The 23,887-nt window shown below is 72.9% G+C and carries 15 protein-coding genes; 8 read left to right on the forward strand and 7 right to left on the reverse strand.

Annotated features, from left to right (window positions below):
- Positions 1-5: 5 nt before the first annotated feature.
- The 3 genes from fabG to NP064_RS05080 all read right to left on the reverse strand — a co-directional run bounded on the left by fabG (position 6) and on the right by NP064_RS05080 (position 4,613).
- Positions 6-761 carry a 3-oxoacyl-ACP reductase FabG gene (fabG, locus tag NP064_RS05070; protein ID WP_227570515.1) on the reverse strand — a complete coding sequence of 252 codons (756 nt, stop codon included), beginning with the start codon at positions 759-761 and terminating at the stop codon, positions 6-8.
- Complete coding sequence (locus NP064_RS05075) at positions 754-1,911, reverse strand: alcohol dehydrogenase catalytic domain-containing protein (RefSeq protein WP_227570516.1); 1,158 nt, start codon at positions 1,909-1,911, stop codon at positions 754-756. The genes fabG and NP064_RS05075 overlap by 8 nt, the downstream gene beginning before the upstream one ends.
- Before the next feature lie 161 nt (positions 1,912-2,072).
- Positions 2,073-4,613: a glycoside hydrolase family 2 protein gene (locus NP064_RS05080; protein WP_227570517.1), complete on the reverse strand. Its 2,541-nt coding sequence runs from the start codon at positions 4,611-4,613 to the stop codon at positions 2,073-2,075.
- 204 nt (positions 4,614-4,817) lie between these two features.
- On the opposite strand from NP064_RS05080, the gene NP064_RS05085 reads away from it, so the two are divergent.
- The 7 genes from NP064_RS05085 (at position 4,818) to NP064_RS05115 (ending at position 14,110) form a co-directional block, all read left to right on the forward strand.
- Entirely contained in the window at positions 4,818-7,013 is a 2,196-nt protein-coding gene (locus tag NP064_RS05085) for an alpha-galactosidase (RefSeq protein ID WP_227570518.1), read from the forward strand.
- A 192-nt stretch (positions 7,014-7,205) separates the two neighbouring features.
- Entirely contained in the window at positions 7,206-8,906 is a 1,701-nt protein-coding gene (locus tag NP064_RS05090) for an ABC transporter substrate-binding protein (RefSeq protein WP_227570519.1), read from the forward strand.
- Between the two features lie 61 nt (positions 8,907-8,967).
- Complete coding sequence (locus NP064_RS05095) at positions 8,968-9,957, forward strand: ABC transporter permease (protein ID WP_227570520.1); 990 nt, start codon at positions 8,968-8,970, stop codon at positions 9,955-9,957.
- Between the two features lie 12 nt (positions 9,958-9,969).
- A complete protein-coding gene (locus tag NP064_RS05100) occupies positions 9,970-10,941 on the forward strand; it encodes an ABC transporter permease (RefSeq protein WP_227570521.1) in 972 nt (323 codons plus the stop codon).
- The gene (locus tag NP064_RS05105; protein ID WP_227570522.1) at positions 10,938-11,867 is read left to right on the forward strand and encodes an ABC transporter ATP-binding protein; all 930 of its coding nucleotides are present in this window, start codon (positions 10,938-10,940) and stop codon (positions 11,865-11,867) included. Before NP064_RS05100 ends, NP064_RS05105 begins: the two co-directional genes overlap by 4 nt.
- On the forward strand, positions 11,864-12,676 hold the full coding sequence (locus NP064_RS05110) for an ABC transporter ATP-binding protein (protein ID WP_227570523.1): 813 nt from the start codon (positions 11,864-11,866) through the stop codon (positions 12,674-12,676). Before NP064_RS05105 ends, NP064_RS05110 begins: the two co-directional genes overlap by 4 nt.
- Before the next feature lie 174 nt (positions 12,677-12,850).
- Positions 12,851-14,110, forward strand: a complete 1,260-nt coding sequence (locus tag NP064_RS05115) for an ROK family transcriptional regulator (RefSeq protein ID WP_227570524.1) — start codon at positions 12,851-12,853, stop codon at positions 14,108-14,110.
- Between the two features lie 26 nt (positions 14,111-14,136).
- Here NP064_RS05115 and NP064_RS05120 read toward each other — a convergent pair whose 3' ends face one another.
- The 3 genes from NP064_RS05120 to NP064_RS05130 are packed head-to-tail and all read right to left on the reverse strand — an operon-like array spanning position 14,137 to position 19,396.
- Entirely contained in the window at positions 14,137-15,540 is a 1,404-nt protein-coding gene (locus tag NP064_RS05120) for a maltokinase N-terminal cap-like domain-containing protein (RefSeq protein ID WP_227570525.1), read from the reverse strand.
- Entirely contained in the window at positions 15,540-17,306 is a 1,767-nt protein-coding gene (treS, locus tag NP064_RS05125) for a maltose alpha-D-glucosyltransferase (protein ID WP_227570526.1), read from the reverse strand. The genes NP064_RS05120 and treS overlap by 1 nt, the downstream gene beginning before the upstream one ends.
- A complete protein-coding gene (locus NP064_RS05130) occupies positions 17,303-19,396 on the reverse strand; it encodes an alpha-1,4-glucan--maltose-1-phosphate maltosyltransferase (RefSeq protein WP_372456409.1) in 2,094 nt (697 codons plus the stop codon). The genes treS and NP064_RS05130 overlap by 4 nt, the downstream gene beginning before the upstream one ends.
- Before the next feature lie 120 nt (positions 19,397-19,516).
- Here NP064_RS05130 and glgP point away from each other — a divergent pair, with 120 nt between their 5' ends.
- On the forward strand, positions 19,517-22,093 hold the full coding sequence (gene glgP / locus NP064_RS05135) for an alpha-glucan family phosphorylase (RefSeq protein WP_227570527.1): 2,577 nt from the start codon (positions 19,517-19,519) through the stop codon (positions 22,091-22,093).
- A 70-nt stretch (positions 22,094-22,163) separates the two neighbouring features.
- Here glgP and NP064_RS05140 read toward each other — a convergent pair whose 3' ends face one another.
- Positions 22,164-23,870, reverse strand: coding sequence for an FAD-binding dehydrogenase (locus NP064_RS05140; protein ID WP_227584658.1), 1,707 nt, complete (start codon positions 23,868-23,870; stop codon positions 22,164-22,166).
- Positions 23,871-23,887 lie beyond the last annotated feature (17 nt).

Raw genomic sequence — 23,887 nt, forward strand, 5'->3', positions numbered from 1 at the left:
GCCCCCTAGCCCTGCGGCCCGCCGGCCACGTACAGCACCTGGCCCGAGACGAACGACGCCTCGTCCGAGCAGAGGTACGACGCGGCGGCCGCGATGTCGTCGGGCTGGCCGACCCGCCGCACGGGGATCTGCCGCGCGGCGGCGTCGAGGTACTCCTCGAAGGTGATGCCCAGGCGGGCGGCCGAGGCGCGGAGCATGTCGGTGGCGATGAAGCCGGGGGCGATGGCGTTGGCCGTGATGCCGAACGGGCCGAGCTCGATGGCCAGCGTCTTGGTGAAGCCCTGCAGGCCCGCCTTGGCGGCCGCGTAGTTCGCCTGCCCGCGGTTGCCGAGAGCGGAGGTGCTCGACAGGTTGACCACCCGGCCCCACCGCGCCTCGACCTGGTGGCGCTGCACCTCGCGGGCCATGAGGAACGCGCCGCGCAGGTGCACGGAGACGACGGCGTCCCAGTCCTCGTCGGCCATCTTGAACAGCAGGTTGTCCCGCAGGATGCCCGCGTTGTTGACGAGCACCGTGGGGGCGCCGAGCTCCTCGACGGTCCGTGCCACGGCGGCCCGCACGTCGGGCCCCGCGGCGACGTCCGCGCCGATGCCGATGGCACGCCCGCCCTTGTCGACGATCGCCTGGACGGTGGTGGCTGTGTCCTCCTCGCGCAGGTCGAGCACGGCGACGTGGCTCCCGTCGGCCGCCAGGCGGCGGGCGATCGCCGCGCCGATCCCGCGTGCTGCCCCGGTGACGATCGCGACTCGTGTCTCAGCCATGGGAGTGCAGGTCCTTCCGCTCGGGATCGGGATGCTCGCCGGCGTGGCCGTCGAGGTGGATGAGCTGGCGCAGAGCGCGGCCCTCGGCGAGCGCGTCCATCGCCTCGTTGACGCCTTCGAGTGTGATGCGCGCGGAGATGAGCCGCTCGACGGGAAGGCGGCCCTCGCGCCACAGCCGCGCGTACCGGGGCACGTCGCGCTCGGGCGTCGCGGAGCCGAGATAGCTGCCGATGATCGTGCGGGCCTCGGCGGTGAGCAGGAGCGGCGACACGGCGGCCCGGGCGTCGGGGGAGGGCAGCCCGACCGTCACGGTGCGCCCGCCCGGGGCGGTGGCGGCCAGCGCGGTCTCGAAGGCGCGCGGGTGGCCGGCGGCCTCGATCACGACGGGCGTGACGCGGCCCGAGTCGAGGAGCTGCTCGGGGGAGAGGGCCTCCTCGACCCCGCAGGCGCGCGCGTGCGCCAGCTTGGCGTCGTTGCTGTCCACGCCGATCACGTGGTGGCCGAGCGCGCGCGCCACGAGCGCCGCCGCGAGGCCGACGCCGCCGAGCCCGACGACCATGACGGTCTCGCCCGGGGCGGGCCGTGCCGCGTTGGCCACCGCCCCGCCCCCGGTGAGGACGGCGCATCCCAGGAGCGCGGCCACGTCGGGCGGCACGTCGGGGCCCACGCGGACCACTGACGCGCGGTCGACCACGGCGTGGGACGCGAAGGCGGAGACGCCGAGGTGGTGCGCGACCGGCTGCCCGTCGCGGTGCAGCCGCACGCCGCCGCCCAGCAGCGCGCCCGCGCCGTTGGCGGCGCTGCCGGCCGGGCACGGCAGCCGGCCGTCGCTCGCGCACGCGGCGCAGCGCCCGCAGCGGGGGAGGAACGTCATGACGACGCGATCGCCCACCTGGAGGCCGTCGACGCCCGCGCCCAGCTCCTCGACGATGCCCGCGGCCTCGTGGCCCAGCAGCATCGGGGTGGGCCGTGCCCGCGCGCCGTCCACCACGGAGAGGTCGGAGTGGCAGACGCCCGCCGTCTCGATCCGCACGAGCACCTCGCCGGCGCGGGGCGGGTCGAGCTCGAGCGGCCCCACGGCGAGCGGCCTGGATGCGGCGTACGGCGCCGGAGCGCCCACCGACTCGAGCACGGCGCCGAGGATCTGCATCGCGTGGCTCCTGTCCGAGCGGGCACGACGTCGTGCCCCACGGGCGCCGTTGTCCCGATATCAGGACGAAGCGCAATACCGACTGGACGGTACGTACTCCGCACGCTACACCAGCGCGGCGCCCGCGGGGCCCGATCGCCTCGGTCGGCGGGCCGCTCGGGTCAGTCGGCGGGCGTGCCCACCAGCGGCGCGTCCCCGACCAGCCCCACCGCCCGCAGGTCGTTCGCCGTCCGCAGCACCGGCGCCGCGACCAGGGCGTCCTCGTCGAGGCGCGCCGACGTCCGCACCCAGAACGTGGCCCGGGCGCCAGCCGGCAGGGTCACGAGGGCGTCGTCCACCACGGCGTCCGGGTCGAGCCGGTCCACCAGCAGCGTGACGTCGCGTGCGAGGGAGCGCGCCGTGACGTCCACCCGGTACCCGCCGTCCGCCGGCGTGGCCACGGCCTCGACCGGCGAGGGGTCAAGGTCGAGGTCGAGGTCCTCGGCCCACAGGTGCACCGCGCGGACGTCGTCGAGCTCGGCGACGAGCACCTCGCGGCGAGGCTCCCCCGGGGTGGCGACCTCTTCGGGCAGCGGGATCAGGGCCACCGACCGGGCGCCGACGCTCACCGGTTGGGACGCCGCGGCGAGCGGCGTCCCGTCGAAGAGCTCGCGCCGCAGGGCCACCACGCCACGCCACAGCTCGGGGCTGTCGTTGACCACCGCGAGGACGCGCCGGCCGTCCCGCTCGTGCACCGAGAGCACCCGGTCGGCGAACGCGTGCCGCAGCGCGTGCCACAGCGGCTTGCGTCGCTCGTCGGAGTCCACCGCCGCCCACGACGTCACCGGCCAGCAGTCGTTGAGCTGCCACACGATGGCGCCCGTGGTGCGCGGCCACCACGACCGGTAGTGGTCGATGGCGTGCCGCACGGCCCGCGCCTGGTTGAGCTGGGTGGCCCAGTGCCAGTCGGCGAAGTCCTCGGGGACGCCCAGGTGCGGCGCCAGGCCGCGGTCGAGCTTGCCGTTGCCGTCGTCGGCCTTCTGGTGCAGCAGGAACACCGGGTCCGTCTTGGCGAGCGGCGACCCGTCGGGGTTCCGGACCGCGCGCTGCAGGGTGGCCCACGTCGGGGGGCCCTGGAAGCCGAACTCCGAGCAGAACCTTGGCGCCGCGTCGCGGTACGCCGTGTAGTCCACCCGGTTCCAGACCTCCCACTCGTGGTGGGTGCCGTGGTCGGGGTCGTTCGGGTGCGTGCCCTCGGGCGCGGCGGCGGGGGAGTACGGGCTGCCGTCCATGTAGGGGCGCGTCGGGTCGAGCTCGGCGACGACGGCGGGGAACAGCTCGGTCGCGTACCGCCGACCCCACGTCGCGCCGTTGAGCCGGTCCTTCCAGCCCCAATCCTCGAAGCCCCAGAGGTTCTCGTTGCCGCCGTTCCACAGCACGAGCGAGGGGTGCGGGGTCAGCCGGGCGACGTTCTCCCGGGCCTCCGCCTCGAGCTCGTCCCAGAGCGGGTCCTCCTCGGGGTACGCCGCGCACGCCAGCAGGAAGTCCTGCCACACGAGCACGCCCCGCTCGTCGCAGACGTCGTAGAAGTCCTCCGACTCGTACACGCCGCCGCCCCAGACGCGCAGCAGGTTGAGGTTCGCGCCGACCGCCTGGTCCACCCGGCGGGCGACCTGCGCGCGGGTGACCCGGGTCAGCAGGTGGTCGTCGGGGATCCAGTTGGCGCCCTTGACGAAGATCGAGCGGCCGTTGACGCGGAGCGTGAAGGAGGACCCGAACTCGTCGGGGTGGGTGTCCAACTCGACGGTGCGGAACCCGATGCGGCGGCGCCAGGCGTCCAGCGCGATGGGGGCGGCGTCCTGGTCCGCGCCCACCGCCTCGAGGACGACGTCCAGGTCGAGCAGCGGCTGGGCGCCGTGGCCCACCGGCCACCACAGGGGCGCGTGCGGGACGGCGAGGTGGACGACGGCGGTGTCCTCGCCGAGGGCCAGGACCGCCTGGGCCTCGACGTCCGCGACGTGGGCCCGCACCACGAGCGTCGTGTCCGCGGAGCCGCCGAGCCCGGACCGCTCGACCCGGACGTGCGCCGCGACGCGCCCGAACCCCTCGGCGTCGACGGTGACCAGCGGGCGGACCTCGGCCAGGCGGGCGGTGCGCCACCGCTCGACGCGGACGGGCTTCCAGATGCCGGCGGTCTGCAGGTCGGGGCCCCAGTCCCAGCCGAAGCTGCACGCCATCTTGCGGACCATGTTGAAGGGGTGGGAGTAGGCGGCGGGGCGGGCCCCGAGCCGGGCCTCGAGGGCCTCGGCGTGCTGGAGCGCGGAGGCCAGGTCCACGACGAGGGTGCGGGGCGTCCCGTCGGCGGCGTCGCGCACGTCGAAGCGGTAGGAGCGGTGCTGGTTGGCGGTGCTGCCGACCAGGCGGTCGTCGAGCCGCACGTCGGCCACCGTGTCGAGGCCCTCGAACACCAGGTCGACGCGCTCGTCGTCGTCCGCGGGGGCGAGCGTCAATGGGCGGGTGTACCGCCAGCCGGCGCGGTGCAGCCAGGCGAGCGCCGTCTCGTTCTCGTCCAGGTAGGGGTCGGGGATGAGGCCTGCGGCGAGGAGGTCGGTGTGGACGGTGCCGGGGACCTCCGCGGCGACCTCTCGTCCCGCGAGCTCGGCGGGGACGGGCCCGGCCGTGGCCCGCAGGGTCCATCCGTCGTGCAGGTCCTGTGCGGTCATCCGGGGCGCTCCCTGCCTCTGGGGGCCCTCGCGTCGGCGCGCGCATCGTCGCGCGCGCCCTCGGTCATCGAGGCGAGGACCCTGGTGGACGCATTCTTAGGCAACTGAACAAAGTAAGTCAATCCCTTCTGCCCTATCGTCGAGCCATCCAGCCGACGAGGGAGCCGACCTGTGACAACGCACGACGCTGTGCACCAACACACCATGACACCGCGCAGAACGCCAGCCCACGGCCGGCCGCCGGGGGTCGACGTCGGCGGCTCGATCGTCCAGCTCCGCGCCGCGGGGGTCGGCGTGGTGGTGGACCTCGGCGGCGGCACGCTGCCACGCGTCCTGCACTGGGGCGCCGACCTCGGCCCGCTGGACCCCGGCGCCCTCGCCGCCCTGCGCACCGGCGCCCGGCCGACGCCCCTCGGCTTCCCCGTGGACGGCGAGGTCGAGATCGCGGTGCTGCCCGAGCAGTCCGCCGGCTACCTGGGCGCCCCCGGCCTGTCCGGTCACCGTGACGGGGCCGACTTCTCCACGGCCTTCCGGGTCGCCGCCGCCCGGCTAGAGCACGGCTCGGACGGCGCGCAACGGCTCGTCGTCGACGCGGCGGACGAGCACGCCGGCCTCGAGCTGCGGCTCGTGCTCGAGCTCACCGCGCAAGGCCTCGTGCGGCAGCAGGCGCGGCTCACGAGCACCGGGCGCGGCGTCTTCACGGTGGACGGGCTGCTGCTCACCCTGCCCGTGCCGGCGCGGGCCACCGAGCTGCTCGACTTCACCGGCCGGCACCTGCGCGAGCGCAGCCCTCAGAGGACGGCCTTCACGCACGGCGCCCGGCTCCGGGAGAACCGGCGCGGGCGGACCGGCTACGACGCCGCGCACGTGCTGGTGGCGGGCGTGGCGGGGTTCGCGCACCGGCACGGCGAGGTCTGGGGCGTGCACGTCGCGTGGTCGGGCAACCACCGCTCGCTCGCCGAGCGCAGCCACTACAACCCCGGGCTGCTGGGCGGCGGCGAGCTGCTGCTGCCCGGGGAGGTGCGGCTGACGCCGGGGGAGTCGTACACGACGCCGTGGCTGTACGGCTCCCACGGCCACGGGCTCGACGCGCTCGCGGCGCGGTTCCACGAATGGATGCGCGCCCGGCCGCAGCACCCACGGCGCCCGCGCCCCGTCGTGGCCAACACGTGGGAGGCGGTGTACTTCCAGCACGACCTCGAGCGGCTGACGGACCTGGCGGACGCGGCGGCGGCCGTCGGCGTCGAGCGTTTCGTGCTCGACGACGGCTGGTTCGGCTCGCGCCGCGACGACTCCACAGGGCTCGGCGACTGGTTCGTCTCCGCGGAGGCGTGGCCCGACGGCCTCGGGCCGCTCGTGGAGCACGTGACTGGGCTGGGCATGGAGTTCGGGCTGTGGGTCGAGCCGGAGATGGTCAACCCCGACTCGGACGTGGCCCGCGCGCACCCGGACTGGATGCTCCGTGCGCCCAGCCGCCTCCCGCGCGAGGCGCGCCACCAGCAGGTGCTCGACCTCGGCCGCCCGGAGGCGTTCGCGTACATCCTGGAGCGGCTTGACGCGCTGCTGACGGAGTACCCCATCGCATACCTCAAGTGGGACCACAACCGGGACCTGGTCGACGCGGGCCACGGCTCGCGCGGCGTGGGCGGCGTGCACGGGCAGACCCGGGCGGTCTACCGCCTGCTCGACGAGCTCCGCGCGCTGCACCCTGGTGTCGAGGTCGAGTCATGCTCGTCCGGCGGCGGCCGTGTCGACCTGGAGATCCTGGAGCGGACCGACCGGGTGTGGACCAGCGACTGCATCGACGCCCTGGAGCGCCAGCAGATCCAGCGCTGGACCAACCTGCTGGTCCCGCTCGAGGTGATGGGCGCGCACGTCGGGTCGGGGTCCGCGCACTCGACCGGGCGCCGCCACCCGCTGTCCTTCCGCGCGGGCACGGCGCTGTTCGGGCACCTGGGCGTCGAGTGGGACCTGCGCGAGGCCGACGCGGACGAGCGCGCGGAGCTCGCGGCGTGGATCGGGCTGTACAAGGAGGTGCGCTCCCTGCTGCACACCGGCGTGGCGGTGCACGCCGACGTGGCCGACCCGGCCTACGACGTGCACGGCGTGGTGGCGCAGGACGGCTCGGACGCGCTGTTCGCCGTGGTCGCGACCGCCACCTCGGCGGCCTATCCGACCGGCCGGGTGACCTTCCCAGGGCTCGACCCGGAGGCCTCGTACCACCTGCGCCCGCAGGCTCCGGGCGACGTCGTGGACGGTGTGGCGAGCGGCTCGCTCGTGCTGCCGTGGTGGACCCCCGAGGGGGTGTGGCTGCCGGGCCGCGTGCTCGCGGAGGTCGGTGTGGAGGCGCCGGTGCTCTTCCCGGAGCGGTTGGTGCTGCTGCGCGCGACCCGTGGGTGATCCGCACTGATTGCCCAGGTCACGCAGGGCAGGTCACAAAGAGGACACAATCCTTGACAGCGATACTTTGGACAGTTAAGAAAGTAACCGCTGAGTGGCCCGACGCAGTGCCGCGCCGCCGACAGGGACGTCGCGGAAGGTCTCAGCACAACCTCGTCACGACGTGGTGACGACCAGACCGAGGGATCACAGATGCTCCTCTTCACTCGGCGCCCCGGGAGGCGCCTGGCCTGGACCGCGGCCGCCGTCGCCTCGGTCGCCGCTCTCAGCCTGAGCGCCTGCTCCGGATCCGACCCCGCCGGCGCCAACGGGGGAAGCGGATCCGCCATCACCGTCTTCAACGGCGCCACCGGCACCATCACCGAGAACTTCAACCCGTTCTCGCCCACCGCGCTGCAGCCCACGCTCGGCGTGATCTTCGAGTCGCTCTACTGGTACAACCTCGCCTCCGAGTCCGAGCCCACGCCCATGCTGGCCACCGGCCACGAGTGGAACGAGGACGGCACCGAGCTGACCATCACCACGCGCGAGGGCGTGAAGTGGAACGACGGCGAGCCGTTCAGCGCCGCCGACGTCGCGTTCACGTTCAACCTCGTCAACGAGACCCCCGAGCTCAACACCACCGGCCTGGCCGCCACCGCCGAGGCCACCGACGAGAACACCGTGGTGCTCTCGTTCGCCGAGCAGTCCTTCATGCAGGAGCCCGAGATCCTCGGCAACCGCGGCATCGTCCCCGAGCACATCTGGAAGGACGTCGCCGACCCGGTCACCGAGGTCAACTCCAACCCGGTCGGCACCGGGGCCTTCAAGGTGAAGAGCTTCTCCGCGCAGAGCTACGCGCTCGAGAAGAACGCCGACTACTGGGAGGAGGGCAAGCCCGCCATCGACGAGGTGCGCTACATCTCCCTCGAGACGGCCGACGCCGCCAGCGCCGCGCTCACCGCCGGGCAGGTGGACTGGATGAGCGCCTTCCTTCCGGGCCTCGAGCAGCTGCTCAAGGACCAGGAGGACCTCGCCTACGTCAACACCCCCGCGCTGACCACGTCCATCTACACCTGCTCCAACGCGGAGCTCGGGTGCGAGGGCCCGCAGACCGACGTCGCCGTCCGCCAGGCCATCTACCACGCGATCGACCGCACCCAGCTCAACAACCTCGCCGGCGGCGGGTTCGCGGGCGAGGGCAGCCCGACGCTGCTGCTGCCCGAGCGCGACGCGAAGTGGATCGTCGACCCCGAGCACAAGGTCGCCCCGCAGACGGCCGACACGGCCACGGCGAACCAGATCCTCGACGCCGCGGGCTGGACCCTCGGCGCCGACGGCATCCGCGTCAAGGACGGCCAGAAGCTCGCCCTCACCATCCAGACGGTCACCGGCTGGAGCGACTACATCTCGCTCAACGACGCGATGAGGCAGCAGCTCAAGGAGGTCGGCATCGACCTCACGCCGACCCAGCTCTCGTGGAACGAGTGGAACGCCAACCAGACCGGGGGCACCTTCCAGCTGTCGCTCGACTCGATCGGCCTCTACGCCTCGCCGAACCCGTACTACCCGTACAACCAGCGCTACCACAGCGACAACACCACCCCGGTGGGCGAGTCCGCCATCTCCGGCAACTTCGCCCGCTACTCCAACCCGGTCGTCGACGCGGCGGTCCGCGCCGCCGGATCCACCAACGACGAGGCCGAGCAGCTCGCGCAGTACGCGATCGTGCAGGAGCAGATCGTGAACGACCTGCCGTACATCCCCATCTACATCAACTCGACGCTCACCGAGTTCAACACGAGCCGCGCGGAGGGCTGGCCCACGAACGACGACAAGTACGCGTTCGCGGCGTCCTGGAAGGCCTGGGACAACGGGATCATCCTCAAGACGATCACGCCCGTCACCAAGTAGCCCCACCCGCACGACGCATGCGAGTCGGCGCCGAGGGGCGCCGTCGACGAGGGAGAGCGACATGAGATACGTCCTGCAGAAGCTGGGGTTCTACGTGGCGGCCCTGTGGGCCGCGCTCACGCTGAACTTCCTCATCCCGCGGTGGATGCCGGGCGACCCCGTCGACATCATGATCTCGAAGCTCGCGACGCGGGGGCCGGTCACGCCGTCCACCCGTCATGCCATCGAGCTCCTCCTCGGCACCGACTCGCAGCAGCCGCTGTGGCAGCAGTACATCGCCTACCTCGGCCAGATCTCCTCCGGGAACCTCGGCACCTCGGTGGTCTACTTCCCCACACCGGTGGCCAAGGTGATCTCGCAGACCCTGCCGTGGACCATCGGCCTGATCGGGATCGCCACGATCATCTCGTTCCTGGTCGGGATCGGGCTGGGCACGCTGGCGGGTTGGAAGCGCGGCTCGTGGCTGGACAACGTCATCCCCGTGACGACGATGCTCCAGTCCGTGCCGTACTTCTGGCTCGCCCTCATCCTGCTCTTCGCGTTCGGCAGCGTGTGGCAGGTGTTCCCGCTCAACGGGGGCTACGACGTGTACACCACGTCGATAGGCCTGAGCTGGCCGTTCATCTCGTCGGTGCTCTACTACGGCGCCCTCCCTGCGCTGACGATCGTCATCTCGTCGATCGGCGGCTGGATGCTCGGGATGCGCAACATGATGGTCTCGACCCTGTCAGAGGACTACATCCTCACCGCCGAGGCCAAGGGCCTGAAGCCGGGGCGCATCATGCGCACCTACGCCGCCCGCAACGCGGTGCTCCCGTCGATCGCCGGCTTCGCGATCTCGCTGGGCTTCGTGGTGGCCGGCTCGATCGTCACGGAGGCCGTCTTCTCCTACCCGGGGATCGGGTCCGCGCTGCTGCAGGCCGTCAACAGCAACGACTACGCGCTGATGCAGGGCATCTTCCTGGTGATCACCCTGTCCGTCCTCGGAGCGAACCTCCTGGTCGACCTGCTCTACACGATCATCGACCCGCGCACGCGGGCCCGGGCGTAGGAGGAAGCTCTCATGGCACTGACCACCCAGGACCCGACGATCGCGGAGAGCGAGTCGCACCTGCCAGCCCCCAGCGGCCGCACGCGCAGGCGCTCGCTGCCGCCCATGACCCTCAAGCTCGGCATCGGGCTGTCCATCGCCGGCGCGATCGCGCTGTTCGGCCTCATCGGGCCGTACTTCGTGGGGGACCCCTCCAGGGTCGACAACATCGGCCTGAGCGCCCCCGGTGGCGGCTTCCTTCTCGGCGCCACGCAGACCGGGCAGGACGTCTTCGCCCAGCTCGCGCACGCGACGCGGGGCTCGCTGACCATCGGGCTCGTGGTGGGTGTGCTGACCCTTGTGCTCTCCACGTTCTTCGGTGTCGTGGGCGCCTACGTGGGAGGCGTGGTCGACGAGTCGTTCTCGCTGTTCAGCAACGTGATGCTGGTGATCCCGGGCCTCCCGCTGGTCATCGTCATCTCGAGCTACGTGCCGGACAAGAGCGTGTGGCTGATCGCGTTCGTGCTCGCCCTGACCAGCTGGGCTGGCTCGGCGCGCGTGCTGCGCGGGTTCACGCTCTCGCTGCGGAACCGCGACTACGTGCTCGCCTCACGGGTCAGCGGCGAGCGGTCCTGGCGGATCCTCACCGTCGAGGTGCTGCCCAACCTGATCCCGCTGCTCGCGTCGCAGGTGGTGTTCGCCGTCATCTTCGCCATCCTCGGCGAGGCGGGCCTGTCCTTCCTCGGCCTCGGGGCCTCGGGCTCGTTCACCTGGGGCACCATGCTCTACTACGCGCAGAACGGGCTCGCGCTGCGGCTCGGCGCCTGGTGGTGGTTCATCCCGCCCGGCCTGATGCTCGCGCTGTTCGGCGCAGCGCTATCCCTCATCAACTTCTCGATCGACGAGATCATCAACCCCAAGCTGCGCTCGCAGACTCGCGCGGTGCGGCGCTCCTGGCGCATGTCGCGCGCCCAGCTCCAGAGCGCGAAGGAGTCCACGCTGTGACGACCACGCCCGCCTCCGCGCCCGCCCGGACCCCGGCGGGGACGTCGCCCCACCCGGTGCTCACCATCGAGGACCTGAGCATCGACTACCTCGTGGACCCGGTGGTGCACGCGGTGAGGAACGTGACCCTGTCGCTGGGCCGCGGCGAGGTGCTCGGCCTCGCGGGGGAGAGCGGCTGCGGCAAGAGCACCCTCGCCTACGGAGTGAACCGCCTCCTCAAGCCGCCCGCGGTGATCACGAGCGGCCGCGCGGTGTTCCACTCGCGGGAGGGGTACGAGATCGACCTGGGCGCCCTGCACGGCGAGGACCTGCGGGCCTTCCGGTGGGACCGGATCGCCATGGTGTTCCAGGGGGCGATGAACTCGCTCAACCCGGTGATCAGCGTGCAGGCCCAGCTCGAGGACATCTTCACCACCCACCGGCCCGACATGGGCCGCGCCGAGCGGGTCGAGCGGTGCGGCGAGCTGCTCGAGCGGGTCGGGGTGGACCGCAGCAGGCTCTCGTCTTTCGCGCACGAGCTCTCGGGCGGGATGAGGCAACGCGTGATGATCGCGATGGCCATGGCGCTCGACCCGCAGGTCATGATCATGGACGAGCCCACCACGGCGCTCGACGTGGTGGTGCAGCGCGAGATCCTGCGCGAGATCACCCGGCTCCGGTCCGAGCTGGGCTTCGCGGTCATCTTCATCACGCACGACCTGCCGCTGCTGCTGGAGATCAGCGACCGCATCGCGATCATGCGCGAGGGCGAGGTCGTCGAGCTGGCGGACGCGATGACGCTCTACACCCGGCCGCAGCACGAGTACACCAAGAAGCTGCTCGGGTCCTTCCCGAGCCTGACCGGCGCCCGTGGCGGGTTCATCCGCTCGGGCGTCGACGAGCACGTGCTCGTCGAGGCCGGCGTCGACGAGGAGGAGGCACGATGACCACCCTCGAGGTGCGTGACGTGGTGAAGGAGTACCACCTGCGCAGCGGCTTCCGCTCGTCGACCCTGACGGCCGTGGACCACGTGAGCTTCACGCTGGCGCCGGGGCGCACGGTCGCCCTGGTGGGCCAGTCGGGTAGCGGCAAGTCGACCATCGCGAAGCTGCTCATGCAGCTCGAGCGGCCCACCAGCGGGCAGATCGTGATGGACGGGAAGCCGGTGCGCCGGCGCGGCGCCGGCCTGCGGGAGTACCGCAAGGAGGTGCAGATGGTCTTCCAGGACCCGTTCGCCTCGCTCAACCCGTACCACACCATCGAGCACCACCTGGAGCGGCCGATCCGGCTCCACCAGCGAGGGCTCTCGGCCGACGAGGTGCGCGCGAAGGTGCGCTCCCTGCTCGAGCGGGTGCGCCTGGACTCGTCCGACGAGTTCGCCCGCCGGCGCCCGCACGAGCTCTCCGGCGGGCAGCGGCAGCGCGTGGCGATCGCGCGGGCGCTGGCCCCCGAGCCCGGCATCCTGGTGGCCGACGAGCCCGTGTCCATGCTCGACGTCTCGATCCGGCTCGGCGTGCTCAACCTGCTGGCGGGCCTGCAGCGGGAGGAGAACCTGGGCGTCCTCTACATCACCCACGACCTGGCCACAGCCCGGCACTTCTCGGACGAGATCCTGGTGATGTACCGGGGCCAGATCGTGGAGCGCGGCCCCGCCGACGATGTCATCCTCAACCCGCAGCACGCGTACACCCGGCTGCTGGCCGAGGCCGCGCCCGACCCCGAGCGTCGCCTGCGCGAGCTGTCGGCGTCGGCCTGACGGCGCGCGGCCGAGGGCGCCGGGCGAACACGGCAGGGACGTCACGATCCTGTGGCACTCTTTGGCGAGCGAGCACAGTCGGGCGAGCCGCGGGCCCCGGGCGCGACCACGCCGTCGCCCGGTCGGCGCGGCGCGGGGACCAGGGCGCGCGCCCGACCGGACAGGAGACCCAGCGTGAGCAGCACGAGCCTCGGCATGGCGCACACCAGCAGCCGGTCGGCGATCCTCGACGTCATCCGGGCGGCCGGCACCATCAGCCGGGTCGAGCTGACCCATGCCACCGGCCTCACCGGGGCCACCATCTCGACCGTCGTCCGGCGGCTCATGAACGAGGGGCTCGTCGTCGAGGCCGGGCGCGCCGAGTCCACCGGGGGCAAGCCCCGCCGGCTGCTGCAGCTCGACCCCAACGCCCGGTACGCCGTCGGCGTGCACCTCGACCACGCGGGCATCACGTACGTGCTGGCGAACCTCGGCGGGGCGATCGTCGCCCGGTGGCGCAAGTCCGGCGCGGGGTCTGACGACCCCCAGGAGGTCGTGGCCCGGATGGTCGGCGAGATCGACGCGATGGTCACCCGCGCCGGCGTCGACCACGCCCGCGTCCTCGGCGTCGGCGTGGTGTCGCCCGGGCCCATCACCGCCTCTGTTGGGATGGTGCTGGCGCCGCCGATCATGCAGCGGTGGGCCGACTACCCCCTCGGCGACGCCCTCGAGGAGGCGGTGGGGGTCCCCGTGCTGCTCGACAACGACGCCACCGCCGCCGCGATCGGCGAGTACTGGGCCGGGGGCATCGAGAAGACGTCCGCGTTCGCCGCCCTGTACATGGGCACCGGGATCGGCGCCGGGGTGCTGGTGAACGGCGCCGTGTACCGCGGCTCGTCCTCCAACGCCGGGGAGATCGGCCACATCTGCGTCGACGTGGACGGCCCGGAGTGCTGGTGCGGCAGCCGGGGGTGCGTCGAGGCGCTCGCAGGCCCCGCGGCCGTCGTGGCAGCCGCGCAGGCCGAGGGGCTCGACCTGGGCCAGCCCGATCGCACCGTCGCCGAGCAGTTCGCGGCAGTGGCGCGGTCCGCGCTGCGAGGCGAGGCGGCCGCGCAGGCGATCCTGCAGCGCTCGGCCCGGTACATCGGCGTCGCGGCGCAGACGCTGGCGAACATCATGGACGTCGACCTGGTGGCCCTCACCGGGCCGTCGTTCGCCGTGGCCGGCTCGATCTACCTGCCCACCGTCGAGGAGCAGCTCGGCCGGTCGTTCTTCGCCCGGGGCAGCCACGCGGTGCGCGTGACCATCTCGTCGAACGCCTCGGAGGCGGCGGCGGTGGGCGCCGCGGCGCTCGTCCTGCAGAGCGAGCTGGCGCCTCGACAGTCCGGGCTACGGCTCCCGGCCCCGCTCCTGGCCGAGTCCGACGGCGCCAAGCCGTCCGCGGCGCTGGGCTGAGGCGCACGCGCCGACGAGGCCGGTGCTCAGGTGAGCAGCCGAGCGATCGCCCGCAGCGGGATCGACAGCCAAGCCGGGCGGTTGCGCGCCTCGTAGACCGCCTCGTACAGCGCCTTGTCGAGCTCGAGGGCCCGGAGCACCTGGGCACGCGCCTCGTGGCCGATGTCGGTGGGGTCCTCGTCGGTCCCCGGGTGTGGTCCGGCGGCCAGCCGGGCGTCCCGGTACCCGGCCAGCAGGGCCGCGCGGGCCGCGTCCGTCCACTCCTGGGCCGCGGCGTCGTCCGCGATGCCGCCGCCGGTCACCGCGCCTACTGCCGCCGCGTAGTCGAAGGACCGCAGCATCCCGGCGACGTCCCGGAGGGCCAGGTCCGGGCGGGTCCGCGCCGCGACGGGCGCCAGTGGCTCGCCCTCGAAGTCGGTGATGAACCACGCCTCGTGCGCGTAGAGGGCTTGGCCCAGGTGCAGGTCGCCGTGGATCCGCTGCGGCGCCGGCAGCCGGTCCAGGTGCTGGGTGCGGACGGCGAGGTCCTCCACCGCGGCGGCGAACGGCGCCAGCTCCGGGACGGCGGCCACCGCCCAGCGGAACCTGTCCCGCACTGCCTGCGCGACCGAGCTGGCCCGGTGGACTGTGGGCGGCGGCGGCGGCACGGGAAGCGCGGCGGCCAGGGCCGCGTGCATGCTGGCCATGACCACGCCGAGCTCGCGTGCGTGCTCGGCGAACGACTCGCCCCGCGCAGCCATGGCGCAGGCGAGCTCGAAACCGTCCTCCGCCCCGGACAGGAACTGGCTGAGCACCGCGAGGTGGCCGCGAGCGGTCTCGTCGCGGTCAGTCCAGCTGCCTTCGAGCCATCCGAGCGGGCGGGGGACGTGCTGCCAGCCGTACGCCGCGAGGGCCCGCGGCACGTCGACATCCGGGTTGTCGCCCGGTGACAGAGTCCGGAACACCTTGAGGATGCCGGGGGTCGCGGGTGGGCCGTCGGCCTGAGGCGCGGCGGGCAGCACCACGGACGTGTTGGACTGCTCGCCGGTGAGCACGCGGGCACGGTCCGCGTCGACGGCGGCGCCCGGCCCGTCGGCCACGGCGAGCCAGGCGCGCAGGAACGCCGGGTCTCCGCAGCCGTCGCGCACCTCCACGGGCGGGACGCCAGCCACGCCGATCACCGCGGCGCCGGCCGGCGCTCCCACCGCGCCGGGGGAGCGCAGGGTCACGGGGATCTGCAGCACCACGTCGGCGCCCGGCGCGGTGGCGCGCACGACCAGGATCCGCACCCCGGCCTCGCCGCGGGGGTCGGCGAGCTCGCGCGAGCCCACCACCTCGAGGGCCGCGACCACTCCCTTGACGGGGTACCAGCGGAGGCCTGGCAGCCAGTCGGCGAGCAGCCTGACGATCTCGCCGTCCGCGAGATCCTGGGCGTCGCCGACTGTGGTCATCAGTCCCCGATCCGTAGCCAGTAGAAGTCGCGCGAGCCCAGGGTGAGCTGGATGGAGCCATCCGCGGACACCGCGGGGAACTCGGCCCCGCCGAAGACGTCCTGGGTGGGCTCGCCCTCGTGGCCGGGGACGCGCACCGTCGCCGAGCGGGGCGTCGACGCCATGTTCGCGACCACCAGGATGGTCTCGTCGTCCGTGGACCGCAGGAAGGCGAGCACCGCGTCGTTGTCGACCTTGAGCACGGTGAGGTCGCCGAGCCCGAGAGCGCGGTGCTGCCGCCGGATGGCGAGCATCCCGTGCACCCAGTGCAGCAGCGACGTCGGCTGCGCCAGCTGGGCCTCGACGTTGATGTTGCTGTAGTTGTGCACCAGCGACTGGATCACCGGCAGGTACAGCTTGCCGGGGTCGGCCGTCGAGAACCCGGCGTTGCGGTCGGGGGTCCACTGCATGGGCGTGCGCACCGCGTCGCGGTCCGCGAGCCAGATGTTGTCGCCCATCCCGATCTCGTCGCCGTAGTACAGGCAAGGGCTGCCGGGCAGGGACAGCAGCAGGGCGTGCGCGAGCTCGATCTCGCTGCGGGAGTTGTCGAGCAGCGGCGCCAGGCGGCGCCGGATGCCGATGTTGGCGCGCATCCGGGAGTCCGGGGCGTACCACCCGTACATCGAGGCGCGCTCCTCGGTCGAGACCATCTCGAGCGTCAACTCGTCGTGGTTGCGCAGGAACGTGCTCCACTGCGCGCCCTTCGGGATCGGCGGCGTGTCCGCGAGGATGTCCACGATGGGCGTGGCCCGCTGGTCGCGGATCGCGTAGAAGATCCGCGGCATCACCGGGAAGTGGAACGCCATGTGGCACTCCGGCTCCTCCTCGGTGCCGAAGTACTCGACGACGTCCTCGGGCCACTGGTTCGCCTCGGCCAGCAGGATGCGGCCGGGGAACTCGTCGTCGACCATCTTGCGCAGCCGGCGCAGGAACGTGTGCGTCTCGGGCAGGTTCTCGCAGTTGGTCCCCTCGGCCTCGTAGAGGTAGGGCACCGCGTCCAGGCGGAAGCCGTCCACGCCGATCTGCAGCCAGTACCGGGCCACGTCTATCATCGCGTCCACGACGCGGGGGTTCTCGAAGTTCAGGTCCGGCTGGTGGCTGAAGAAGCGGTGCCAGAAGTACTGGCGCCGCACCGAGTCGAAGGTCCAGTTGGACGTCTCGGTGTCCACGAAGATGATGCGGGCGTCCTGGTAGCGCGTGTTGTCGTTGCTCCACACGTAGAAGTCGCCGTAGGGGCCGTCGGGGTCCGAGCGGGACGCCTGGAACCACGGGTGGGCGTCGCTGGTGTGGTTCATCACCAGGTCGATGACGATGCGGATCCCGCGCTCGTGCGCGGCGTTGATCAGCTCGATGAAGTTCTGCGCGGTGCCGTACTGGGGCGCGATCGAGGTGTAGTCCGAGACGTCGTACCCGCCGTCGCGCAACGGCGACGGGTAGAACGGCGGGAGCCACAGCACGTCCACGCCCAGCCACTGCAGGTAGTCGAGCCGCTGGATCAGGCCGATCAGGTCGCCGCTGCCGTCGCCCTTCCCGTCGGAGAAGGCTCGGATCATCGCCTCGTAGAAGACACCGGTGCGGTACCAGTCCGGGTCGTCGGACAGCCCTGGGCGGTCTGCGCGGGGACGGGGCACCAGCGGCTGGGGGCGGTTGGGCAGGGCGCCGCGGGCGGGGTGCTCGGGGCCGGTGGGCAGGCCTGCCTTCGGGGGCCCAGGGGGGAAGGTGGTCATGCCGGGTCCACCTGCACGACGTGGGCGCACCGGACGGCGGGGTCCAGGCGGACGTAGACCGTCGAGCCCCAGGCGTACGTCTCGTCTGAGAGCACGTCGTGGGCCACGAAGAGGCCGGTGGGGGCGCTGCCCGGTCGAGGCAGCCCGAGGGCGGCCAAGTCGAGGTAGACCAAGCCCTCCCTCGCTTGGAAGGGGTCGAGGTTCACCACGACGATGATGGTGTCAGGTCTCCCTGTGGGCGAGTCCTCGGCGTCGAGGCTCCGCGAGAAGCACAGCAGCGCGTCGTCAGACGTGGGGTGCACGGTGAGGTCGCGCAGCTGGCGCAGCGCCGGGTGCTGGCGCCGGATCTCGTTGAGCCGGCCGATCAGCAGCGCGATGCCGAGGTCGTCCGCCAGAGCCCAGTCGCGCGGCTTGTACTCGTACTTCTCGTTGTCGATCTGCTCCTCGACGCCCGGCCGGGGCACGTTCTCCACGAGCTCGTAGCCGGAGTAGACGCCCCAGCTGGGCGACCCGAGGGCCGCGAGGACGGCGCGCACGGCGAACCCGGCGATGCCCCCGTGCTGCAGGTACGGCGGGAGGATGTCGTGCGTCGTGGGCCAGAAGTTGGGGCGCATCCACGAGCCCTGCTCGCCGGACACCTCCCGCAAATACTCCTCGAGCTCGGTCTTCGAGTTCCGCCACGTGAAGTACGTGTACGACTGGTGGAACCCGATGCGCGCCAGGTTCAGCATCATCGCCGGCTTGGTGAACGCCTCCGACAGGAAGATGACCTCGGGGTGCGTGGCGCGCACATCCGCGAGCAGCCGTTCCCAGAACGTCAGCGGCTTGGTGTGCGGGTTGTCGACGCGGAACGCCGTGACCCCGTGGTCGATCCACACCTGCAGCACCCGACGGATCTCCTGGTAGATGCCCTCGGGGTCGTTGTCGAAGTTGAGCGGGTAGATGTCCTGGTACTTCTTCGGCGGGTTCTCGGCGTAGGCGATGGTCCCGTCGGCGCGGGTGGTGAACCACTCGGGGTGCTCCGTGACCCACGGGTGGTCCGGCGACGCCTGCAGCGCGAGGTCCAGCGCCACCTCGAGCCCGAGCCCGCGCGCGGTGGCCACGAACGCGTCGAAGTCCTCGAAGGTGCCCAGCGCGGGGTCGATCGCGTCGTGCCCGCCGTCGGGGGAGCCGATCGCGTACGGCGAGCCGGGGTCGCCCGGCAGCGCGGTGAGCGAGTTGTTCCGCCCCTTGCGGTACGTCGTGCCGATCGGGTGCACCGGGGTCAGGTAGACGATGTCGAAGCCGAGGCCCGCGATCCGGGGCAGCTCCAGCGCTGCGGTGCGCAGCGTGCCCGACGTCCACTCCCCGGTGTCCGGGTCCCGCACGGCCCCCGCCGAGCGGGGGAACATCTCGTACCAGGCGCCCGCGAGGGCCAGCTCGCGGTCCACCTGCAACGGGTACACGGGGGAGGGGGTGACCAGGTCGCGCAGCGGGTGCTCGTCGAGCACCGCGCGCACCTCGTCGCTCAGCGCCGCCGCGAGGCGCGCCTGAGGAGGACGCCCGGTGTCCCGCAGCGCGGTCACGGCCGCGAGCAGGACCTCGGCGGCCTCGGCCGGCGGCTTCTCCCGGCCGGTGCGCCGGGCGGCGCGCTCGAGCAGCAGCGCGCCCTCGGTGAGCATCAGCTCGACGTCGATCCCGGCCTCGACCTTGATCGTGGCGTCGTGCGCCCACGTCGCGTAGGGGTCGGACCAGCCCTCGACGCGGAAGCCCCACAGCCCGAGGGAGTCGGGCACGAGCCGCCCCTCGAACCGGTCCAAGCCCGGGGCGATGTCGACCATGCGGGTGCGCGCGCGGTCGCGGCCGTCGGGGCCCACGAGCACGGCGGTCGCCGCGACGGCGTCGTGGCCCTCGCGGAAGACGGTCGCGCGGATCGGGACCGCCTCGCCGACGACGGCCTTCGCCGGCCACCGTCCGGCGTCGACCACGGGGGAGACGTCGACGACAGGGATGCGCCCGATGGGAGGTCCGTCAGCTCGCGGTCGGCGGGGGGCGGAGGGTCGGGCGCGACGCTGTGTCGCCGGGGGGACGTGCGGTGGTGTCTGCGTCACGGTCCGAACCTATCCACTCGGCGGTGGTCAGAGCATCTGCTGGCCACGACGCGCCCACGCCGGACGATCGAATCGCCGTTCGGGTGTGCGTAGCCGCCTGACCTGCGTAGTGTCGGGCAGGTGAGAGCGATCCGACGATTCACCGTCCGCACTGTCCTGCCGGCCGAGCTCGCCGATCTCGACGATCTGGCCCACAACCTGCGCTGGTCGTGGCACGCGCCCACCCGCGACCTGTTCGCCTCGGTCGACGAGGCGCTGTGGGCCGAGGTGGCAGGCGACCCGGTCGCCCTGCTGGGCGCGCTCGGCCCCGAACGCCTCGCCGCGCTCGCGCAGGACGAGGCGTTCGTCGGGCGGGTCCACGCCGCGGCCGCCGACCTCCGGCGCTACCTCACCGCGCCCCGCTGGTACCAGGAGCAGGACAAGGCCGACCTCCCGGCGTCGATCGCGTACTTCTCGCCGGAGTACGGCATCACCTCGGTGCTGCCGCAGTACTCGGGCGGCCTCGGCATCCTCGCGGGGGACCACCTCAAGAGCGCCTCCGACCTCGGCGTGCCGATCGTGGGCGTCGGGCTGCTCTACGGCTCCGGGTACTTCAAGCAGTCGCTCACCCGCGACGGCTGGCAGCTCGAGACGTACCCCGTGCTCGACCCCGACGGCCTGCCGCTCACGCTCGTCCGCGAGGAGGACGGCTCCCCGGCCCGGGTGAGCATCGACCTGCCCGGCGGCCGCACGCTGAACGCGAACATCTGGTCGGCCGCGGTCGGGCGGATCCCGCTGCTGCTGCTCGACTCGAACATCCCGGACAACGACGAGCTCGCGCGCAAGGTCACCGACCGGCTCTACGGCGGCGGCGGCGAGTACCGCCTGCAGCAGGAGCTGCTGCTGGGCGTGGGCGGCGTCCGCGCGTTGCGCATCTGGTCGCGCCTCACCGGCGCGCCCGCGCCCGAGGTCTTCCACATGAACGAGGGCCATGCCGGGTTCCTGGGCGTGGAGCGCATCCGCGAGCTCGTCACCGAGCGGGGCCTGGACTTCGACGCGGCGCGCGAGGCGGTGCGCGCGTCGACCGTGTTCACCACCCACACTCCCGTGCCGGCCGGCATCGACCGCTTCGAGGCCCGGCTCGTCGCCCAGTACTTCGGCGGGGACAACGCCGTCGACGGGATCCCCGTCGAGCGGGTGCTCGAGCTCGGGGCCGAGGACTACGAGGGCGGCGACCCGCTGCTGTTCAACATGGCCGTGATGGGCCTGCGCCTGGGCGGCCGCGCGAACGGCGTCTCGCTGCTCCACGGCGACGTGTCGCGTGACATGTTCAACGGGCTGTGGCAGGGCTTCGACTCCGCCGAGGTGCCGATCGGCTCGATCACCAACGGCGTGCACTCGCCCACCTGGGTGGACCGCAAGCTGGCCGACCTGGCCGCCTCCCGGCTCACCCCGGAGGAGATCGCGACCGGGTCCGGCTGGCTGCGCCCCGACGGCGTGAGCGACGCCGAGCTGTGGGAGGTCCGGCACGAGCTCCGGGCCCAGCTCGTGGCCGACGCGCGCGCCCGGGTGGGGTCCTCGTGGCACCAGCGCGGCGCGAGCCCCGCCGAGCTCGGCTGGCTCGACGACGTGCTCTCGCCCGACGTCCTCACCATCGGCTTCGCGCGCCGGGTGCCGACGTACAAGCGCCTCACCCTGATGCTGCGTGACACCGACCGGCTGCGCGCCCTGCTCACCGACCCCGAGCGCCCCGTGCAGCTCATCGTCGCCGGCAAGTCGCACCCCGCCGACGACCAGGGCAAGCGCCTCATCCAGCAGCTCGTGCGCTTCGCGGACGAGCCGGACGTGCGCCACCGCATCGTCTTCCTGCCCAACTACGACATCGGGATGGCGCAGACCCTGCTGCCCGGCTGCGACGTGTGGCTCAACAACCCGCTGCGCCCGCTCGAGGCGTCCGGCACCTCCGGGATGAAGTCCGCTCTCAACGGCGGGCTGAACCTGTCGGTGCTGGACGGCTGGTGGGACGAGTGGTTCGACGGGGAGAACGGCTGGGCCATCCCCACCGCCGACGGCGTCGACGACGCCGAGCGCCGGGACGACCTCGAGGCCGCGGCGCTGTACGACCTCATCGAGCACCAGGTCGCGGCGCGCTTCTACGACCGTGACGAGCGCGGGCTGCCGGTGCACTGGCTCGAGATGGTCCGGCACACGCTGGCCACGCTCGGCCCGAAGGTGCAGGCCACCCGGATGGTCGCCGACTACGTGCGCCACCTCTACGTCCCGGCAGCCGTGGCGGGCCGGGACCTCGACGAGGACGACTTCGCCGGCGCCCGCGAGCTCGCGCGCTGGAAGGAGCGGGTGCGTGCAGGCTGGAGCCACGTCCGCGTCGACCACGTCGAGTCCGGCGGCGTCAGCGACGTGCCGCAGGTGGGCGACGAGCTCCATGTCAAGGCGTACATCTCGCTCGGCGACCTCACCCCGCAGGACGTCGAGGTCCAGGTGCTGCACGGGCGCGTCACGGAGAACGACGAGCTCACCACCTTCTCGGTGGCGGCCCTCGACGTGGCCGAGACCTTCGAGCTCGGCCGGTACTCCTTCGCGGGAGTCGTGCGGCTCGAGGCGTCCGGCCCCTTCGGCTACACCGTGCGGATCGTTCCCCGGCACCGTGGTCTGACGTCGGTCGCCGACGTGGGCCTGGTCGCCAACGCGGCAGGCTGACGGACTGACGACGGGGGCGGCGCGCCGATGGCGCGCCGCCCCCGTCGTGCTGCCAGTCCCCAGGGCGCCGTCAGCCGCCCAGCTGGTCGGCGAGGGCCCGGCCCGTGGTGCGACCGGTGAACAGGCACCCGCCGAGGAACGTGCCCTCGAGGGCACGCCGCCCGTGCGCGCCGCCGCCGCCGAACCCGGCCGCCTCGCCCACCGCGAACAGGCCGGGCAGCGTCCCGCCGCCCGGCCGCAGCACCCGGCCGTCGGTGTCGGTGAGCAGCCCGCCCAGCGTCTTGCGGGTCAGGACCGACAGGCGCACCGCGAGGAGGGGGCCGTGCGCCGGGTCCAGGAGCTCGTGCGGCTTGGCCACCCGGATCAGCCGGTCGACCACGTACCGGCGGGCCATCGCGGTCGCCGTGACCTGCAGGTCCTTGCCGAGACCGGTGCGCACCTGTCGGTCGCGGTCCCGGATGGTGCGCTCGAGCGCGCCGGCGTCGATGCGGTCCTCGCCGCTCAGGGCGTTCATCCGGGCGGCCAGCCCGGCGGGGCTCTCTGCCCACAGGAACTCGTCGGACAGGTCCGCGAAGGCCTCGACCGGGCCCACCGCCCCCGAGCGCACCCGTTGGACCAGCAGCCCGAGGTCCTTGCCGGTCAGGTCCGGGTTCTGCTCCGAGCCGGACAACGCGAACTCCGAGCCGAGGATGGTCTTGTCCAGCACGAACCACGAGTGGTCGTCGCCGCGCCGCGTGATGTGCTGCAACGCGCCCAGCGAGTCGAAGCCCGGGAACAGCGGCGCGGGCAGCCGGTGGCCGTCCGCGTCGAGCCACAGCGAGCTCGGCCCCGCCAGGATGCGGATGCCGTGCCGCCCCCACACCGGCGAGTGGTTGGCCACGCCCTCGGGGTAGTGCCACATCCGGTCCTCGTGCACCACGGCCGCCCCCGCGCCCCGCGCCGCCTCGATGCCCGAGCCGTCGACGTGGTCCGGCACCCCTGAGAGCATCCGGTCCGGCATGCGTCCCGCCGGCGCGGGCCAGGTGGCGCGCACCAGGTCGTGGTTCGCCCCGATGCCGCCGGTGGCCAGCACCACGGCGCTCGCGGAGAGCTCGAACTGCCCGACCGCCTCGCGGGAGCTCGGCGCCCCGCGCGCTGCGCCGTCGGCCGCGAGCACGTCGCCCCGCACCCCGGTGACCCGGCCGTCGGTCAGCACCAGCCCGGTCACCCGGCGGCGGAAGAGCCCGGTGAGGAGGCCTGCGGCCCGCGCGGCCAGCAGCGCCCGCACGAACGGCTCGAGAACGCCCGGCCCGGTGCCCCACGTGACGTGGAACCGGGGCACCGAGTTGCCGTGCCCGTCGGCCAGGTAGCCGCCCCGCTCGGCCCACTGCACCAGCGGGAACCAGCGCACACCCTGCGCGTGCAGCCACGGCCGCATCTCGCCGGCCGCGAAGTCGATGAAGGCCTCGGCCCAGGCGCGCGACCACTCGTCGCCGCTGCCCGGCGCGCCGCCCCCGTCGAAGTCGGCGGAGCCCAGCCAGTCGGCCAGGGCCAGGTCGGCGGAGTCCTTGACGCCGAGCCGGCGCTGCTCGGGTGAGTCCACCAGGAACAGCCCGCCGAACGACCACCAGGCCTGGCCCCCGAGCGCGGCCGGGCCCTCGGCGTCGACGAGGGTCACGTGCCGTCCCGCCGCGGTGAGCTCGGCGGCGGTGACGAGGCCGGCGAGGCCCGCCCCGACGACGATCACGTCGGTGGCGTGCGGCGGGACGTGCTGCGGACTGACGGCGCTGTCGGTCATGGCCGCACTGTAGCGGC

The sequence above is a fragment of the Cellulomonas chengniuliangii genome, assembly GCF_024508335.1.
Lineage (GTDB): Bacteria > Actinomycetota > Actinomycetes > Actinomycetales > Cellulomonadaceae > Cellulomonas_A > Cellulomonas_A chengniuliangii.

Excerpts from the sequence above, each read along its gene's own strand:
- fabG (WP_227570515.1), bottom strand. The coding sequence starts at position 761 with ATGGCTGAGACACGAGTCGCGATCGTCACCGGGGCAGCACGCGGGATC.
- NP064_RS05075 (WP_227570516.1), bottom strand. The coding sequence starts at position 1,911 with ATGCAGATCCTCGGCGCCGTGCTCGAGTCGGTGGGCGCTCCGGCGCCG.
- NP064_RS05080 (WP_227570517.1), bottom strand. The coding sequence starts at position 4,613 with ATGACCGCACAGGACCTGCACGACGGATGGACCCTGCGGGCCACGGCC.
- NP064_RS05085 (WP_227570518.1), top strand. The coding sequence starts at position 4,818 with ATGACACCGCGCAGAACGCCAGCCCACGGCCGGCCGCCGGGGGTCGAC.
- NP064_RS05090 (WP_227570519.1), top strand. The coding sequence starts at position 7,206 with ATGCTCCTCTTCACTCGGCGCCCCGGGAGGCGCCTGGCCTGGACCGCG.
- NP064_RS05095 (WP_227570520.1), top strand. The coding sequence starts at position 8,968 with ATGAGATACGTCCTGCAGAAGCTGGGGTTCTACGTGGCGGCCCTGTGG.
- NP064_RS05100 (WP_227570521.1), top strand. The coding sequence starts at position 9,970 with ATGGCACTGACCACCCAGGACCCGACGATCGCGGAGAGCGAGTCGCAC.
- NP064_RS05110 (WP_227570523.1), top strand. The coding sequence starts at position 11,864 with ATGACCACCCTCGAGGTGCGTGACGTGGTGAAGGAGTACCACCTGCGC.
- NP064_RS05120 (WP_227570525.1), bottom strand. The coding sequence starts at position 15,540 with ATGACCACAGTCGGCGACGCCCAGGATCTCGCGGACGGCGAGATCGTC.
- treS (WP_227570526.1), bottom strand. The coding sequence starts at position 17,306 with ATGACCACCTTCCCCCCTGGGCCCCCGAAGGCAGGCCTGCCCACCGGC.
- NP064_RS05140 (WP_227584658.1), bottom strand. The coding sequence starts at position 23,870 with ATGACCGACAGCGCCGTCAGTCCGCAGCACGTCCCGCCGCACGCCACC.